Annotated in this window: 11 protein-coding genes; all 11 read right to left on the bottom strand. The window is 58.8% G+C overall.

Features of this window, described 5'->3' with window-relative positions:
- Positions 1 to 5 precede the first annotated feature (5 nt).
- The 11 genes from pyrG to bamA all read right to left on the bottom strand — a co-directional run bounded on the left by pyrG (position 6) and on the right by bamA (position 15,160).
- Positions 6 to 1,637 (bottom strand): CTP synthase, encoded by a 1,632-nt coding sequence (gene pyrG, locus AC1RO5_RS21990; protein WP_007940520.1) that lies wholly within the window; start codon positions 1,635 to 1,637, stop codon positions 6 to 8.
- Positions 1,638 to 1,911: 274 nt separating this feature from the next.
- The gene (gene tilS / locus AC1RO5_RS21985; RefSeq protein WP_493177617.1) at positions 1,912 to 3,249 is read right to left on the bottom strand and encodes a tRNA lysidine(34) synthetase TilS; all 1,338 of its coding nucleotides are present in this window, start codon (positions 3,247 to 3,249) and stop codon (positions 1,912 to 1,914) included.
- Between the two features lie 128 nt (positions 3,250 to 3,377).
- A complete protein-coding gene (locus AC1RO5_RS21980; RefSeq protein WP_007940516.1) occupies positions 3,378 to 4,325 on the bottom strand; it encodes an acetyl-CoA carboxylase carboxyltransferase subunit alpha in 948 nt (315 codons plus the stop codon).
- A 150-nt stretch (positions 4,326 to 4,475) separates the two neighbouring features.
- Positions 4,476 to 7,997 carry a DNA polymerase III subunit alpha gene (dnaE, locus tag AC1RO5_RS21975; RefSeq protein WP_493177615.1) on the bottom strand — a complete coding sequence of 1,174 codons (3,522 nt, stop codon included), beginning with the start codon at positions 7,995 to 7,997 and terminating at the stop codon, positions 4,476 to 4,478.
- 82 nt (positions 7,998 to 8,079) lie between these two features.
- Positions 8,080 to 8,721 (bottom strand): ribonuclease HII, encoded by a 642-nt coding sequence (gene rnhB, locus AC1RO5_RS21970; RefSeq protein WP_493177614.1) that lies wholly within the window; start codon positions 8,719 to 8,721, stop codon positions 8,080 to 8,082.
- Positions 8,718 to 9,848, bottom strand: a complete 1,131-nt coding sequence (gene lpxB, locus AC1RO5_RS21965) for a lipid-A-disaccharide synthase (RefSeq protein WP_493177612.1) — start codon at positions 9,846 to 9,848, stop codon at positions 8,718 to 8,720. The genes rnhB and lpxB overlap by 4 nt, the downstream gene beginning before the upstream one ends.
- 2 nt (positions 9,849 to 9,850) lie before the next feature.
- Positions 9,851 to 10,627, bottom strand: a complete 777-nt coding sequence (gene lpxA / locus AC1RO5_RS21960) for an acyl-ACP--UDP-N-acetylglucosamine O-acyltransferase (RefSeq protein WP_007940512.1) — start codon at positions 10,625 to 10,627, stop codon at positions 9,851 to 9,853.
- A complete protein-coding gene (gene fabZ, locus AC1RO5_RS21955; protein WP_493177610.1) occupies positions 10,624 to 11,064 on the bottom strand; it encodes a 3-hydroxyacyl-ACP dehydratase FabZ in 441 nt (146 codons plus the stop codon). Before fabZ ends, lpxA begins: the two co-directional genes overlap by 4 nt.
- A 109-nt stretch (positions 11,065 to 11,173) precedes the next feature.
- On the bottom strand, positions 11,174 to 12,229 hold the full coding sequence (lpxD, locus tag AC1RO5_RS21950; protein ID WP_493177608.1) for a UDP-3-O-(3-hydroxymyristoyl)glucosamine N-acyltransferase: 1,056 nt from the start codon (positions 12,227 to 12,229) through the stop codon (positions 11,174 to 11,176).
- Positions 12,230 to 12,232: 3 nt separating this feature from the next.
- Entirely contained in the window at positions 12,233 to 12,736 is a 504-nt protein-coding gene (locus tag AC1RO5_RS21945; RefSeq protein ID WP_007940508.1) for an OmpH/Skp family outer membrane protein, read from the bottom strand.
- A 45-nt stretch (positions 12,737 to 12,781) separates the two neighbouring features.
- Positions 12,782 to 15,160: an outer membrane protein assembly factor BamA gene (gene bamA, locus AC1RO5_RS21940; RefSeq protein ID WP_493177606.1), complete on the bottom strand. Its 2,379-nt coding sequence runs from the start codon at positions 15,158 to 15,160 to the stop codon at positions 12,782 to 12,784.
- Positions 15,161 to 15,231: the final 71 nt, after the last annotated feature.

Below are 15,231 nucleotides of genomic sequence, written 5' to 3'. Positions count from 1 at the left end.
AAGGTTTACGCCTTCTTCTGGTGTTGAGCCAAAGCGGCTTTAACGAAACCGCTGAACAACGGGTGACCGTCGCGTGGCGTCGAGGTGAACTCTGGGTGGAACTGGCAAGCGACGAACCATGGGTGATCCGGTGCCTCAACCACTTCAACCAGCGCGCCATCACCGGAACGACCGGAGATTTTCAGGCCGGCCTCGATGATTTGCGGCAGCAGGTTGTTGTTCACTTCGTAGCGATGACGGTGACGCTCGACGATCACGTCCTTGGCGTAGCAATCGTGCACCAGGGAACCTGGCTCAAGCAGGCAATCCTGAGCGCCGAGGCGCATGGTGCCGCCCAGATCGGACGCTTCGGTACGGGTTTCGACCGCGCCGGTGGCGTCTTCCCACTCGGTGATCAGACCTACCACCGGGTGACCGCTGGTGCGATCGAACTCGGTGGAGTTGGCATCTTTCCAGCCCATGACGTTACGAGCGAACTCGATAACGGCCACTTGCATGCCCAGGCAGATGCCCAGGTATGGAACCTTGTTTTCGCGAGCGTATTGAACGGCAGTGATCTTGCCTTCAACGCCACGCAGACCGAAGCCGCCCGGTACCAGAATCGCGTCGACACCTTCCAGCAGCGCGGTGCCCTGGTTTTCGATGTCTTCGGAGTCGATGTAGCGCAGGTTGACCTTGGTACGGTTGCTGATCCCGGCGTGACTCATCGCTTCGATCAGCGACTTGTAGGCGTCCAGCAGTTCCATGTACTTACCGACCATGGCGATGGTGACTTCGTGCTCCGGGTTCAGCTTGGCGTCAACCACTGCTTCCCACTCGGACAGATCGGCGCTATCGCATTGCAGGCCGAAACGCTCGACGACGAAATCATCCAGGCCCTGGGAGTGCAGAATGCCCGGGATCTTGTAGATGGTGTCGGCGTCTTCCAGCGCGATCACTGCACGTTCTTCAACGTTGGTGAACTGCGCGATCTTGCGACGCGACGAGATGTCGATCGGGTGATCGGAGCGGCACACCAGCACGTCAGGCTGCAGGCCGATGGAACGCAGTTCCTTGACCGAGTGCTGGGTTGGCTTGGTTTTGGTTTCGCCGGCAGTGGCGATGTACGGCACCAGTGTCAGGTGCATCAGCATCGCGCGCTTGGCGCCGACTTCGAAACGCAATTGACGGATCGCTTCGAGGAACGGTTGCGACTCGATGTCACCCACGGTGCCACCGATCTCGACCATGGCCACGTCGGCATCGCCGGCGCCCTTGATGATCCGGCGCTTGATTTCGTCGGTGATGTGCGGGATCACCTGAATGGTTGCGCCCAGGTAATCACCACGGCGCTCTTTGCGCAGGACGTGCTCGTAGACACGGCCAGTGGTGAAGTTGTTGTTCTGGGTCATGGTCGTGCGGATGAACCGCTCGTAGTGGCCCAGGTCCAGGTCGGTCTCGGCGCCGTCGTGGGTGACGAACACTTCACCGTGCTGGAACGGGCTCATGGTGCCCGGGTCAACGTTGATGTACGGGTCCAGCTTCAGCATGGTGACCTTAAGTCCCCGCGCCTCCAGGATGGCCGCCAATGAAGCCGAGGCAATGCCTTTCCCCAATGAAGAAACAACACCGCCCGTGACGAATATGTAGCGCGTCATGAAAAACCCTAGAAGTCTGCGTTAAAGCGGTCCGAGCCGCCGGGGAAAGCGAAGGAAGGCCGAAGCCCCCGATCACCTGCATTAATCACAGTGCACCTTTCAAAAAAACCGCCGCGTTGGGACAGACCGGAAGATGAAACACCGGTAGGTTGCTCGCTACACATTTTTTGGAATCGCCCAGCAAAGACTGCTTGGTAATCGGCAACTGCTGCGATTCAGGCGAATCCACAGAAGTTGTATCAAGAAGGGAGCGTAGTCTACCGGAAAGCCCCTTTCAGCTCAAACCTTGATCTTCGATCGGCGGCTGCCAATGCAAATACCAGCCACTGCGCTCACTGCCATTTAGCCCCCGCAGGTTCGCCACCGCCAGCAATTGCTCGTCTCTGTAGACCAGCGGCAATCTGCCACGGGCGAAGCCCGGCACGCCGCTTTCGTTGAGCAAACGCTTCAAGTCTCGGTGGCCACGATCGGGCAAATTCATGACTTCGCCGCCCTCACGATAGCGAATCTGCAACGGGCCATCGGGGATCTGACCGGTAAGTGTGAGCGCACCATTACCCGGCAACGCCAGCAATACCGAGGGGTCAGCCCAGGACACCGGGGAAGGCGGAGTGCGCAACCATCCACCTGACAACCACCAGAGACGCCCACCGGCGCGATGCAGTTCGCCCGCCGCCAATCGCCAGACCGGACGTGCATCGCCGGTCGCATCGCGCAAATCCTCCCAACCCGACCAATGGTCACTGTCTGGCAAAGATGTCAGCGGTTTGAGCCAATGACTCAGCGCATTGCGCTGGCGTGCATCAGAGAGCTTTTCCAGGGGCGCCAGCTCCAGCGACGGCAAGCCCAGCCAATCGAAATCACTGACGGTGCTGGCATGGGCCAAATCAATTTGCGCCAGGTCGTCGAGCAATCCCTGCGCCTCACTCAGATGCGCAGCGCTGCGAGCCATGGTCGCCACTGCTTGCGGCCAGCGCGCGGTCAACACGGGGAACACTTGATGACGCAGGTAATTGCGCGAGAACTGCCGGTCCTGATTCGACGGATCTTCGATCCAGTTCAGCTGATATTCAGTGGCGTAGGCCTCAAGCTCGGCGCGAGTGACATCAAGCAGTGGTCGCAGCAGATGCCCACGCCCCAACGGACGCTCACTCGGCATACCCGACAAACCTCTCACTCCTGCCCCGCGCATCAGCCGAAACAACAGGGTTTCCGCTTGATCGTCACGGTGTTGGCCCGTGAGCAGCACTTCACCGGCGTGAGTCGCCGCGATGAAGGCGCCATAACGCGCATCCCGCGCCGCACGCTCAAGGCTGGCTCCGGGTTCAACCTGAACACGCACAACCTCCAGCGGCACACCCAACGCACCACAGACCGACTGACAATGCTCCGGCCACGCATCAGCCGCAGCCTGCAGGCCGTGGTGGACGTGAATGGCGGTCAGCGCCGGCAAGGATTCGTTTTTTGCGAGGTGTGCGAGAAGGTGCAGCAGGACGGTGGAATCGAGACCACCGGAGAAGGCGATGCGCCAGGTTGTAGCATTGCGCCAAGGCGCAAGTACCTTGAAAAGCCTGGTTTGCAGATCATTGCCACTGTTTGAACGGGCAATCATTTAAAACACCTCTGCCAACAAGAATGCCGGGATCGCAGCCTGCGGCAGCTCCTACAGGCGATAAATGCAGGAGCTGCCGAAGGCTGCGATCTTTTGATCGGCAACCCAGGACAAAAGTCAGCCGTAGATCAGAGACCGTAGCTCATCAGACGCTCGTAACGACGGGCCAGCAGCGCGTCGTTGTCGAACTTCTTCAGCATCGCCAGTTGCGAGCTCAGCTCGGCGCGGATCGAGGCAGCGGCAGCGGCCGGATCACGATGAGCACCACCCAACGGCTCGCCGATCACTTTATCGACAATGCCCAGGCCCTTCAGACGCTCAGCAGTAATGCCCATCGCTTCAGCGGCATCCGGAGCTTTCTCGGAAGTTTTCCACAGAATCGAGGCGCAACCTTCCGGCGAAATCACCGCGTAGGTCGAATATTGCAGCATGTTCAGCTGATCGCAGACGCCGATTGCCAGCGCACCACCGGAACCACCCTCACCGATCACGGTGGCGATGATTGGGGTTTTCAGGCGAGCCATCACGCGCAGGTTCCAGGCAATCGCTTCGCTCTGGTTGCGCTCTTCGGCGTCGATGCCAGGGTAAGCGCCCGGGGTGTCGATGAAGGTCAGGATCGGCATTTTGAAACGCTCGGCCATTTCCATCAGGCGGCACGCCTTGCGGTAGCCCTCAGGGCGCGGCATACCGAAGTTGCGACGAACCTTCTCGCGCACTTCGCGACCTTTCTGGTGACCGATAACCATCACCGGCTGGTCGTCCAGACGGGCAACACCGCCAACGATGGCAGCGTCGTCAGAGAAGTGACGGTCGCCGTGCAGCTCATCGAACTCGGTGAAGATGTGTTCGATGTAGTCCAGGGTGTACGGGCGACGCGGGTGACGCGCCAGACGAGCGATCTGCCAGCTGGTCAGTTTGCCGAAGATGTCTTCGGTCAGCGTGCTGCTCTTGTCCTGCAGGCGGGAGATCTCATCGCCGATATTCAGCGAATTGTCATTACCGACCAAGCGCAACTCTTCGATCTTGGCTTGCAGGTCGGCGATCGGCTGTTCGAAATCTAGAAAATTCGGGTTCATAGGCGTCCGTCTAGGGTCGCGTCCAAGAGAGCTTGGGCCGGCCGGTTGTCTATTCGCGCCCTACCTTAAGGAAAAGGCGCGTTCAGGTCGAGATTAAAAATTCGGGTCGGGATCAGGCGCGTTCCAATAGCAAGGAATGGCGCCTGACCGTCAACGGTATTGGAGGAAGACGTTGTCTCGCCCGAACTGGTCACGCAGGGCTTGAATCAAGGCATCCGCCGGGTCGATCCGCCAGGTCTCGCCGAACTGCAACAAGGCCTTCGCATCGGGACTGGTGTACTCCATGGTGATCGGGCACGCGCCGCGGTGGCGCTTGAACAGCTCACCCAGCCAGCGTAGCTGATCGCCTTTCAAATCCTGGGTATGCAACTTCAGGCGCAGGCTTTCGGCCAGGTTGGTGCGCGCATCTTCCATGCTCATCACCCGCTTGACCCGCAACCGCAGGCCACCGGAGAAGTCGTCGTTGCTGACTTCGCCTTCGACCACCACCATCGCATCGGTCTGTAACAGCGACTGCGCAGAATGGAACGCATCGGCGAACAACGAGGCTTCGATCCGCCCGGAGCGGTCGTCGAGGGTGATGAAGCCCATCTTGTCGCCCTTTTTGTTCTTCATCACTCGCAGGGCGATGATCATGCCCGCGACGGTCTGCGTATCGCGAGCCGGCTTCAGGTCGATGATGCGCTGACGGGCGAAGCGACGGATCTCGCCTTCGTACTCGTCGATCGGGTGGCCGGTGAGGTACAGGCCCAAGGTGTCTTTCTCGCCTTTCAGGCGTTCCTTGAGGGTCAGTTCCTTGGCCTTGCGGTGATTGGCGTAGACGTCGGCGTCTTCTTCAACGAACAGACCGCCAAACAGATCGGCATGCCCACTGTCGTGGGTACGAGCAGTCTGTTCGGCCGCCTTGATCGCCTCTTCCATGGCCGTCAACAACACCGCGCGGTTGCGGTCGATGTTGGCCTGATAGGCTTTCTGCTCATCGTGGAAATACGGGCCAAGGCGATCCAGGGCACCACTGCGAATCAAGCCGTCGAGGGTGCGTTTATTGATGCGCTTGAGGTCGACCCGAGCGCAAAAATCAAACAGATCCTTGAACGGCCCGTCTTGCCGCGCCTCGGTAATCGCTTCGACCGGGCCTTCGCCCACGCCCTTGATCGCACCCAGACCGTAAATGATGCGGCCTTCGTCGTTCACCGTGAACTTGAACTCCGAGGTGTTCACGTCCGGCGCGTCGAGGCGCAGCTTCATGGTCCGCACTTCTTCGATCAAGGTCACGACCTTGTCGGTATTGTGCATATCCGCCGACAGTACCGCGGCCATGAACGGCGCCGGATAGTGGGCTTTCAGCCATGCGGTCTGGTACGACACCAGGCCGTAGGCAGCGGAGTGGGATTTGTTGAAGCCGTAACCGGCGAATTTTTCTACCAGGTCGAAAATGTTACCGGCAAGGTCAGCGTCGATATTGTTGGTGGCACAACCTTCAATGAAACCGCCGCGCTGCTTGGCCATTTCTTCGGGTTTTTTCTTACCCATGGCTCGACGCAGCATGTCCGCGCCGCCGAGGGTGTAACCGGCCATGACCTGGGCAATCTGCATCACCTGTTCCTGATACAGGATGATGCCGTAAGTTGGTGCCAATACCGGCTTGAGGCCGTCGTACTGGTAGTCCGAGTGCGGGTACGCGAGTTCGGCGCGACCGTGCTTACGGTTGATGAAGTCGTCAACCATGCCTGATTGCAACGGGCCCGGACGGAACAGGGCCACCAGTGCGATCAAGTCTTCCAGGCAGTCGGGCTTGAGCTTTTTGATCAGCTCTTTCATGCCGCGCGACTCGAGCTGGAACACCGCAGTGGTTTCGGCTTTTTGCAGCAGCGTGTAAGTCGGTTTGTCATCCAGCGGGATGAACGCGATGTCCAGCGGCGGTTCGTTGACCTTGGCGCGGTCACGGTTGATGGTTTTCAGCGCCCAGTCGATGATCGTCAGGGTCCGAAGCCCCAGGAAGTCGAACTTCACCAGACCGGCAGCCTCGACGTCGTCCTTGTCGAACTGGGTTACCAGACCGTCGCCCGCTTCGTCGCAATAGATCGGCGAGAAGTCGGTCAGCTTGGTCGGCGCGATTACCACACCACCAGCGTGTTTACCGACGTTACGCACAACGCCTTCAAGCTTGCGCGCCATTTCCCAGATTTCCGCGGCTTCTTCATCGACCTTGATGAAGTCGCGCAGGATTTCTTCCTGTTCGTAGGCTTTTTCCAGGGTCATGCCGACTTCGAACGGAATCATCTTCGACAGACGATCCGCCAGGCCGTAGGACTTGCCCTGCACCCGCGCCACGTCACGGACCACAGCCTTGGCCGCCATGGAACCGAAGGTGATGATCTGGCTTACCGCGTTGCGGCCGTATTTCTCGGCCACGTAATCGATCACGCGGTCGCGACCGTCCATGCAGAAGTCGACGTCGAAGTCGGGCATGGAAACCCGTTCCGGGTTAAGGAACCGTTCGAACAGCAGGTCATATTCCAGTGGGTCAAGGTCGGTGATCTTCTGCACATAGGCCACCAGCGACCCGGCACCCGACCCACGGCCAGGCCCCACCGGCACGCCGTTGTTCTTGGCCCACTGGATAAAGTCCATCACGATCAGGAAGTAACCGGGGAAGCCCATCTGGATGATGATATCCAGCTCGAAATTCAGCCGGTCGACATAGACCTGACGCTTGGCTTCGTAGTCTTCGGTGGTGTCCTTGGGCAGCAGAACGGTGAGGCGCTCTTCCAGACCGTCGAAGGAAACCTTGCGGAAATACTCGTCGATGGTCATGCCATCGGGAATCGGGAAGTTGGGCAGGAAGTGCTTGCCCAGTTTCACTTCGATGTTGCAGCGCTTGGCGATCTCGACCGTGTTCTCCAGCGCCTCGGGCAGGTCGCTGAACAGCTCGGCCATTTCCTCGGCACTTTTGAGATATTGCTGATCGCTGTAGTTCTTCGAACGCCGCGGATCGTCGAGGGCGCGGCCTTCACCGATGCAAACGCGGGTTTCGTGAGCTTCGAAGTCTTCCTGCTTGATGAAGCGCACGTCGTTGGTCGCCACCAGCGGCGCGCCGAGTTTCTCGGCCAGGGCCACGGCGCCGTGCAGTTGTTCTTCATCGTTGGGGCGGTTGGTGCGCTGGATTTCCAGGTAGAAACGATCCGGGAACACCGCCATCCACTCGCGAGCCAGGGTTTCAGCTTCGTCCGGATTGCCGCCGAGCATCGCCAGACCGATCTCACCCTCTTTCGCCGCCGACAGCATGATCAAGCCTTCGCTGGCTTCGGCCACCCACTCGCGCTCGATGATGATCGAGCCATTGCGCTGGCCGTCGATGAAACCGCGGGAGATCAGTTCGGTAAGGTTGCGATAACCCGTGGCGTTCATCGCCAGCAGGCTGATCCGGCTCAAGGGGTTGTCCGGATCCTTGTTCGACAGCCACAGGTCGGCGCCACAGATCGGCTTGATCCCGGCGCCCATGGCGGCTTTATAGAATTTGACCAGGGAACACATGTTGTTCTGGTCAGTGACCGCCACGGCAGGCATGTTCATGCCGACCAGGGTCTTGACCAGCGGTTTGATCCGCACCAGACCGTCGACCAGGGAATATTCAGTGTGCAGGCGTAGATGAACGAATGAAGCCGGCATAGTGATCCTGTCTAGAAACTAGAAACGTGAAGACAACAAGGCCCGGATTGTACCGGGCCTTGAGTAAAACATCAGCCTGCGACTAACCCTCGATCAGGTTTTCCCGCGCTTCATACGCCAGGCGTACCGGGGCGAACGAGCGGCGGTGAATCGGTGTCGGCCCCAGACGCGTCAGCGCTTCCAGATGAACGGGCGTCGGGTAGCCTTTGTGGCCACCAATGCCGTAACCAGGGTAAATCAGTTCGAACGCCGCCATTTCACGATCACGGCTGACCTTGGCCAGAATCGACGCCGCAGCGATGGCCGGCACCTTGCTGTCGCCTTGCACCACCGCTTCGGCGCGCATCGAGAGTTTCGGGCAACGGTTACCGTCGATCATCGCCAGTTTCGGCTGAATGTGCAGGCCCTCGACCGCACGCTGCATGGCCAGCATGGTGGCATGAAGAATGTTCAACTCGTCGATTTCTTCGACTTCGGCGCGAGCGATGCACCAGCTCAGGGCTTTTTCGCAAATCTCGTCGTAGAGCTTTTCGCGGCGGGCTTCGGTGAGCTTCTTCGAATCGTTGAGGCCAAGGATCGGCCGGCTCGGGTCGAGGATCACCGCCGCTGTCACCACGGCACCGCACAGCGGGCCGCGACCGACTTCATCAACACCCGCCACCAGATCTTCAACTTCATCGACCAGCATAAAATCCAGGCCCATCTGCCTATTTGCTTTGCTCATTGTGCTCTGCCAATCAGGTTCAGTACCGCGTCCGCTGCCTGATTGGAGGCGTCCAGGCGCAGGGTTCGGTGGATTTCGTCAAAGCCCCGGGTCTGCTCCTCGCCACCTTCGATCAGCGGCGACAGAGTCTGGGCCAGGGCTTCGACTGTCGCATCGTCCTGCAACAACTCCGGCACCAGCAGGCGCTGGGCCAGCAGATTCGGCAACGAGACGTAGGGACTCTTCACCATCCGTTTGAGAATCCAGAACGTCAGCGGCGCCAAGCGATAAGCGACCACCATCGGCCGCTTGTACAGCAATGCTTCCAGGGTGGCGGTGCCCGAAGCGATTAACACCGCGTCGCACGCCGCCAGCGCCAGATGAGATTTTCCGTCGAGCAAGGTCAGCGGCAGATCGCGGCCGGCCAGCAGCTCTTCAAGCTGGGCCCGGCGTTCCGCGCTGGCGCACGGCATGACGAACCGCACGCCCGGACGCATGGCCCGCAGGCGCTGGGCGGTGTCGAGGAACAGCGCACCGAGGCGTCCGACTTCACCGCCGCGACTTCCCGGCATCAGGGCAACCAGCGGCCCGTCCGGCAAACCGAGTTCGGCTCGCGCGGCGGCGCGATCGGCCTCCAGCGGGATCGCATCGGCCAGGGAATGCCCGACAAACCGCACCGGCACACCCTTCTCTTCATAAAATTTAGCTTCGAACGGGAACAGCGTCAGCATCAGGTCGCAACCTTCGCGAATCTTCAGCACCCGCTTCTGTCGCCAGGCCCAGACCGACGGGCTGACGTAATGCACGGTCTTGATCCCGGCCTGACGCAGCTTGAGTTCGATATTGAGGTTGAAGTCCGGGGCATCGATACCGATGAACACGTCCGGCTTCTCGGCGATCAGGTCTGCAACCAGTTTCTTGCGACGGGCCAACAGCTCGCGTAAACGGCCCAGCACTTCGACCAGCCCCATGACAGAAAGGCGTTCCATCGGGAAATACGAGGTCAGGCCTTCGGCCTGCATCAGCGGACCGCCGACACCAATGAACTCGACCGCCGGATGCTGTGCCTTGAGCGCACGCATGAGACCCGCGCCCAGAATGTCACCGGAAGCCTCACCCGCCACCAGCGCAATACGCAGATTGGCCATGATTAGCGGGTGATGCCGCGGGTCGAAGACTGGATGGAATCACGGAACACCGCGACTTCCGGGAACTGCAGCGAGGGTTCGGCCAGCTCGGCAAGCGCTTGCTCGACCGTCAGGCCCTGGCGGTAAACCACCTTGTAGGCACGACGCAGCGCGTGGATCGCATCTTCGCTGAAACCGCGACGACGCATACCCTCGAAGTTCATGCTGCGGGCTTCGGCCGGATTGCCGAATACCGTGACGTACGCTGGAACGTCTTTACCAATGGCAGTGCCCATGCCGGAAAAACTGTGGGCGCCAATGTGGCAATACTGGTGAACCAAGGTGAAGCCGGACAGGATCGCCCAGTCTTCAACGTGCACATGGCCCGCCAACGCGGTGTTGTTGACCAGGATGCAATGATTGCCGATAACGCTGTCGTGACCGATGTGGGCATAGGCCATGATCAGGTTGTGATCGCCCAGGGTCGTTTCCGAACGGTCCTGGATGGTCCCGCGGTGAATCGTCACGCCTTCACGGATGACGTTGTGGTCACCGATGACCAGACGGGTTTCCTCGCCCTTGTATTTCAGATCGGGCGTGTCCTCACCTACCGAAGAAAACTGGTAGATGCGGTTGTGCTTACCGATTCGGGTCGGGCCCTTGAGAATCACATGCGGCCCGATCACTGTTCCCTCGCCGATTTCCACACCTGCGCCGACGATCGACCAAGGGCCGACTTCGACGTCGTCGGCCAGGATGGCCGTCGGATCGATGATTGCGCGAGGGTCAATCAAACTCATAGTTTGCGTTCCGCACAGATGATTTCAGCGGAGCAGACTGGCTTGCCATCGACCGAAGCCTGGCATTCGAACTTCCAGATCTGACGCTTGCAGCTGATGAACTTCGCCTCCAGCACAAGCTGATCGCCCGGCAGCACAGGCTGACGGAAGCGCAGCTTGTCAGAGCCGACGAAGTAGTAAAGCGTGCCATCGGCCGGTTTCACGTCGAGCATTTTGAAACCAAGGATCCCGGCAGCCTGAGCCATCGCTTCGATGATCAGTACGCCCGGCATGATTGGATGCGCAGGGAAGTGACCATTGAAGAACGGTTCGTTGATGCTGACATTCTTGTAGGCGCGAATGCGCTTGCCTTCCACATCCAGATCCACGACCCGGTCCACCAGCAGGAACGGGTAACGGTGAGGCAGGTATTCGCGAATCTCGTTGATGTCCATCATTTCGGGGGGAAGCCTATGTAAAGATTGGGAGCGCGCGATTGACGCGCACTCCTCTAGCAAATCAAGGGAGGCAGTCTAGCGGCTGTGCACACTTGATATGGAAATGGTATCAGCCATCTGATGAAGCATTACCGTCAGGGGTCACGTCCCCTACACGCTTTTCCAGCTGTCGCAGACGACGCGCGATGTCATCGAGCTGACGGATACGTGCCGCGCTTTTGCGCCATTCGGCTGCCGGTTGCATCGCCGTACCGGAAGAATAGGAACCCGGCTCGGTAATCGAGTGGGTCACCATGGTCATCCCGGTCAGGAAAACGTTGTCGCAAATGTCGATATGCCCCACCAGCCCTACGCCACCGGCGAGCATGCAATGCTTGCCGATTTTGGTGCTGCCGGAAATTCCCACGCACGCGGCCATGGCAGTGTGGTCACCGACCTGGACGTTGTGGGCAATCTGAATCTGGTTGTCGAGCTTCACACCATTACCAATGACGGTATCGGCCAGCGCGCCACGATCGATAGCGGTATTTACGCCTATTTCCACGTCGTCTCCGATCGAGACGCCGCCGATCTGGGCAATTTTCTGCCAGACACCTTTCTCGTTGGCAAAACCGAAGCCTTCACCACCGAGCACGGCACCGGATTGAATCACCACCCGTTTGCCGATGCGCACGTCGTGATACAGCGTGACGCGCGGGGCCAACCAGCCGCCCTCGCCAATTTCGCAGCGTGCACCGATGAAGCAATGCGCACCAACGGTCACACCGGCGCCAATACGCGCTGCACTTTCGATAACCGCAAAGGCACCAATGCTGGCCGCCGGATCGACCACCGCATCCGCTGCCACTACCGCTGTCGGATGAATACCGGCCGGCGCCTTGGGCTTGGGATCGAACAGATGGGAAATGCGTGCGTAGGCCAAATATGGGTCAGCCACCACCAGCGCATCACCGGCAAAACCTTCAGCGTCAGCGGCCTTCAGCAACACGGCTGCGGCCTGACTGTCAGCCAGGTATTTACGGTATTGAGGATTTGCCAGAAAGCTCAACTGAGCTGGGCCAGCCTCTTGCAAAGTGGCCAGCCCAGTAATTTCTTTCTCCGGGCCGCCACGCAGGGTGGCGCCGAGGAACTCGGCCAGCTGGCCGAGCTTTATAGTCGCTGTCATGGGTTACTTCAGCTGATTCATGCGCTCGATAACCTGGCGAGTGATGTCGTACTGAGGCTTGACATCAATCACTGCGCCACGCTCGAAGACCAGGTCATAAGCACCTTTCTTGATGACTTCTTCCACAGCACTGTCCAGTTTCGGCTTGAGCTGCTTCAGCATTTCACGGTCGGCAACGGCTTTGGCTTCGTTCAGCTCCTTGGACTGGAACTGGAAATCACGGGCCTTTTGCTTGAACTCGAGCTCCAGACGTTCACGCTCGCCTTGCTGCATCTTGTCACCACCGGCCATCAGACGGTCCTGGATACCCTTGGCGCTGCTTTCCAGGCTCTTGAGCTTGGTCAGTTGCGGGCCGAATTTTTTCTCGGCATCCACGGCGTATTTCTTCGCCGCATCGGATTCCAGCAGTGCCATCTGATAGTTCAGAACGGCGATTTTCATGTCGGCAAAAGCCGGACCTGCAACCAGCACGGTCGCCAGGAGAACCAATTGAGTCAACTTACGCACGATGCACTCCTACAAAATCCATTGTCATTATCTTGGGTCAGACGCTTAGAACGTCTGGCCGAGGGAGAATTGGAACACTTGAGTCTCGGCATTGCTGTCCGGTTTTTTGACTGGCATCGCCAAGGCGAAGCTCAACGGACCAAGGGCGGTAACCCATGTCACACCGACACCCACCGAACTGGCCATATTGCTAAGGCTGACGTCGTTACACTGAGTGTTGGACTTGGAACCATCGGCGTTAGTGCTCTGCTTGCAAGTCGAATCGAACACATTACCCACGTCCCAGAATACCGAAGTGCGCAAGGAACGCTGATCCTTCACGAACGGCAGCGGGAATAGAACTTCTACACCACCCTGAATCAGGACGTTACCACCAAACGGTAGTGGATCCTGGTCCGGGTCGCTTGCGGTGCCCGGGTTCACGCCCCGGCTCGGCGTACTACGAGGCCCCAGGGTGCTGTCCTTGAAGCCACGAACCGAGTTGAAACCACCTGCGTAATAGTTTTCATAGAACGGCAAGCCGTCGGTCGAACCATAGCCATCGCCATAGCCCAGCTCGGTGTGGAGCCGCATGGTGTAGTTTTCAGACAACGGCTGGAACAATTGACCGCGATAATCGAGCTTGAAGAACGACAAGTCGCTGCCCGGTGTCGTGGCTTCCGCGGTCAAGCTCTGGGAGTGACCACGGGTCGCCAGTACCCCTTTGTTCAAGGTGGATTCAGACCAACCGGCCGATGCCTTGAAGTTGAGGTACTGATCACCTTCCTTGTTAACGAAGTCGAAGATTTCGTCGACGGTGTAAAGACCCGTCTTGATCTTGTCTTGTTGTGCAGACAAACCAAACGTCAGACGCGAAGTCTCGCTGATCGGGTAACCAACGCTGACACCTGCACCCAGGCTGTCTACGGCGTAGCTGGCTACGTTGACATCGAGGTCTTTGTAGTCGGTCGTACGATAGAAAGCGTTGTAACCCAGGCTCACACCGTCAGCTGTCCAGTAGGGGTCGACATAACCGAAGTTATAACGGCTTTGATACTGACTGCGAGTCAAGCCGATGCTGACCTTGTTACCGGTACCCAGGAAGTTGTTCTGAGTGATCGAACCACCAAGGATCAGACCGGCGCTCTGGGCGAAACCGACGCTGGCGGTAATCGAACCGGAAGCCTGCTCTTCAACGCTGTAGTTCACGTCAACCTGATCATCGACACCCGGCACGGCCGGCGTTTCGACGTTGACTTCCTTGAAGAAACCCAGACGTTCCAGGCGGGTCTTGGATTGGTCGATCAGGTAGGTCGAAGCCCAGCCGCCTTCCATCTGACGCATTTCACGGCGCAGCACTTCGTCTTCGGACTTGGTGTTGCCACGGAAGTTGATGCGGTTCACGTAAGCACGCTTGCCCGGATCGACAGCGAACGTGATATCGACCGTGTGGTCTTCATCGTGAGGCTGAGGCACGCCGTTGACGTTAGCGAAGGTGTAACCCTCGTTACCCAGGCGGCGGGTGATCAGTTCGGAGGTGGTGGTCATCAGCTTGCGCGAGAACACCTGGCCTTTCTGAACCAGCAGCAGGGACTTGACCTGGTCTTCAGGCACTTTCAGGTCGCCGCTGAGTTTCACGTCACGAACGGTGTACTTCTCGCCTTCGTTGACGTTGACGGTGATATAGACGTGTTTCTTGTCCGGGGTGATGGACACCTGGGTCGAAGCGATATCCATATTGATATAGCCACGGTCCAGGTAATAGGAGCGCAGACGCTCCAGGTCACCGGAGAGCTTTTCACGGGCGTACTTGTCATCGTTCTTGAAGAACGACAGCCAGTTGCTGGTCTTGAGTTCGAACAGGTCGATCAGGTCTTCATCAGGAAAGACAGTGTTGCCCACCACGTTGATGTGCTGGATCGCCGCTACGGTGCCTTCGTTGATGTTGACCTTCAGGGCAACGCGGTTACGCGGCTGCGGCACCACTTCGGTGTCGACGGTAGCCGAGTAGCGGCCCTGAGCGACGTATTGGCGCTGCAGTTCGTTACGCACACCTTCGAGGGTCGCACGCTGGAAGATCTCGCCTTCGGCCAGACCGGACTGCTTGAGGCCCTTCATCAGGTCTTCAGTGGAGATCGCCTTGTTGCCTTCGATCTCGATACTGGCGACCGACGGACGCTCGACTACAGTGATGACCAGGACGTTGCCTTCACGGCCCAGCTGGATATCTTGAAAGAACCCGGTTTTGAACAGCGCACGAGTGGATTCCACCAGGCGACGATCATCCGCCTGCTCGCCGACGTTCAACGGCAAGGCACCAAAGACACTACCCGCGGAGACCCGCTGGAGGCCATTGACGCGAATATCAGAGATAGTGAAGGACTCGGCGTGAACTTCGGCGATCATCAATACGGTGAGAACCGCAGTTAGCAGCAGACGTTTCATGAAGTCCTTTCTTATTCCAACTGGCAATAAAAACTGCCGCAAAATGCGGCAGATTCGCAATTCAGCGAAGC

This window comes from Pseudomonas sp. GW822-FHT02G04 (assembly GCF_058802085.1).
This window is presented reverse-complemented; position numbering and strand designations above follow the sequence as displayed.

Excerpts from the sequence above, each read along its gene's own strand:
- pyrG (WP_007940520.1), bottom strand. The coding sequence starts at position 1,637 with ATGACGCGCTACATATTCGTCACGGGCGGTGTTGTTTCTTCATTGGGG.
- tilS (WP_493177617.1), bottom strand. The coding sequence starts at position 3,249 with ATGATTGCCCGTTCAAACAGTGGCAATGATCTGCAAACCAGGCTTTTC.
- lpxB (WP_493177612.1), bottom strand. The coding sequence starts at position 9,848 with ATGGCCAATCTGCGTATTGCGCTGGTGGCGGGTGAGGCTTCCGGTGAC.
- fabZ (WP_493177610.1), bottom strand. The coding sequence starts at position 11,064 with ATGATGGACATCAACGAGATTCGCGAATACCTGCCTCACCGTTACCCG.
- AC1RO5_RS21980 (WP_007940516.1), bottom strand. The coding sequence starts at position 4,325 with ATGAACCCGAATTTTCTAGATTTCGAACAGCCGATCGCCGACCTGCAA.
- rnhB (WP_493177614.1), bottom strand. The coding sequence starts at position 8,721 with ATGAGCAAAGCAAATAGGCAGATGGGCCTGGATTTTATGCTGGTCGAT.
- lpxD (WP_493177608.1), bottom strand. The coding sequence starts at position 12,229 with ATGACAGCGACTATAAAGCTCGGCCAGCTGGCCGAGTTCCTCGGCGCC.
- lpxA (WP_007940512.1), bottom strand. The coding sequence starts at position 10,627 with ATGAGTTTGATTGACCCTCGCGCAATCATCGATCCGACGGCCATCCTG.
- bamA (WP_493177606.1), bottom strand. The coding sequence starts at position 15,160 with ATGAAACGTCTGCTGCTAACTGCGGTTCTCACCGTATTGATGATCGCC.
- dnaE (WP_493177615.1), bottom strand. The coding sequence starts at position 7,997 with ATGCCGGCTTCATTCGTTCATCTACGCCTGCACACTGAATATTCCCTG.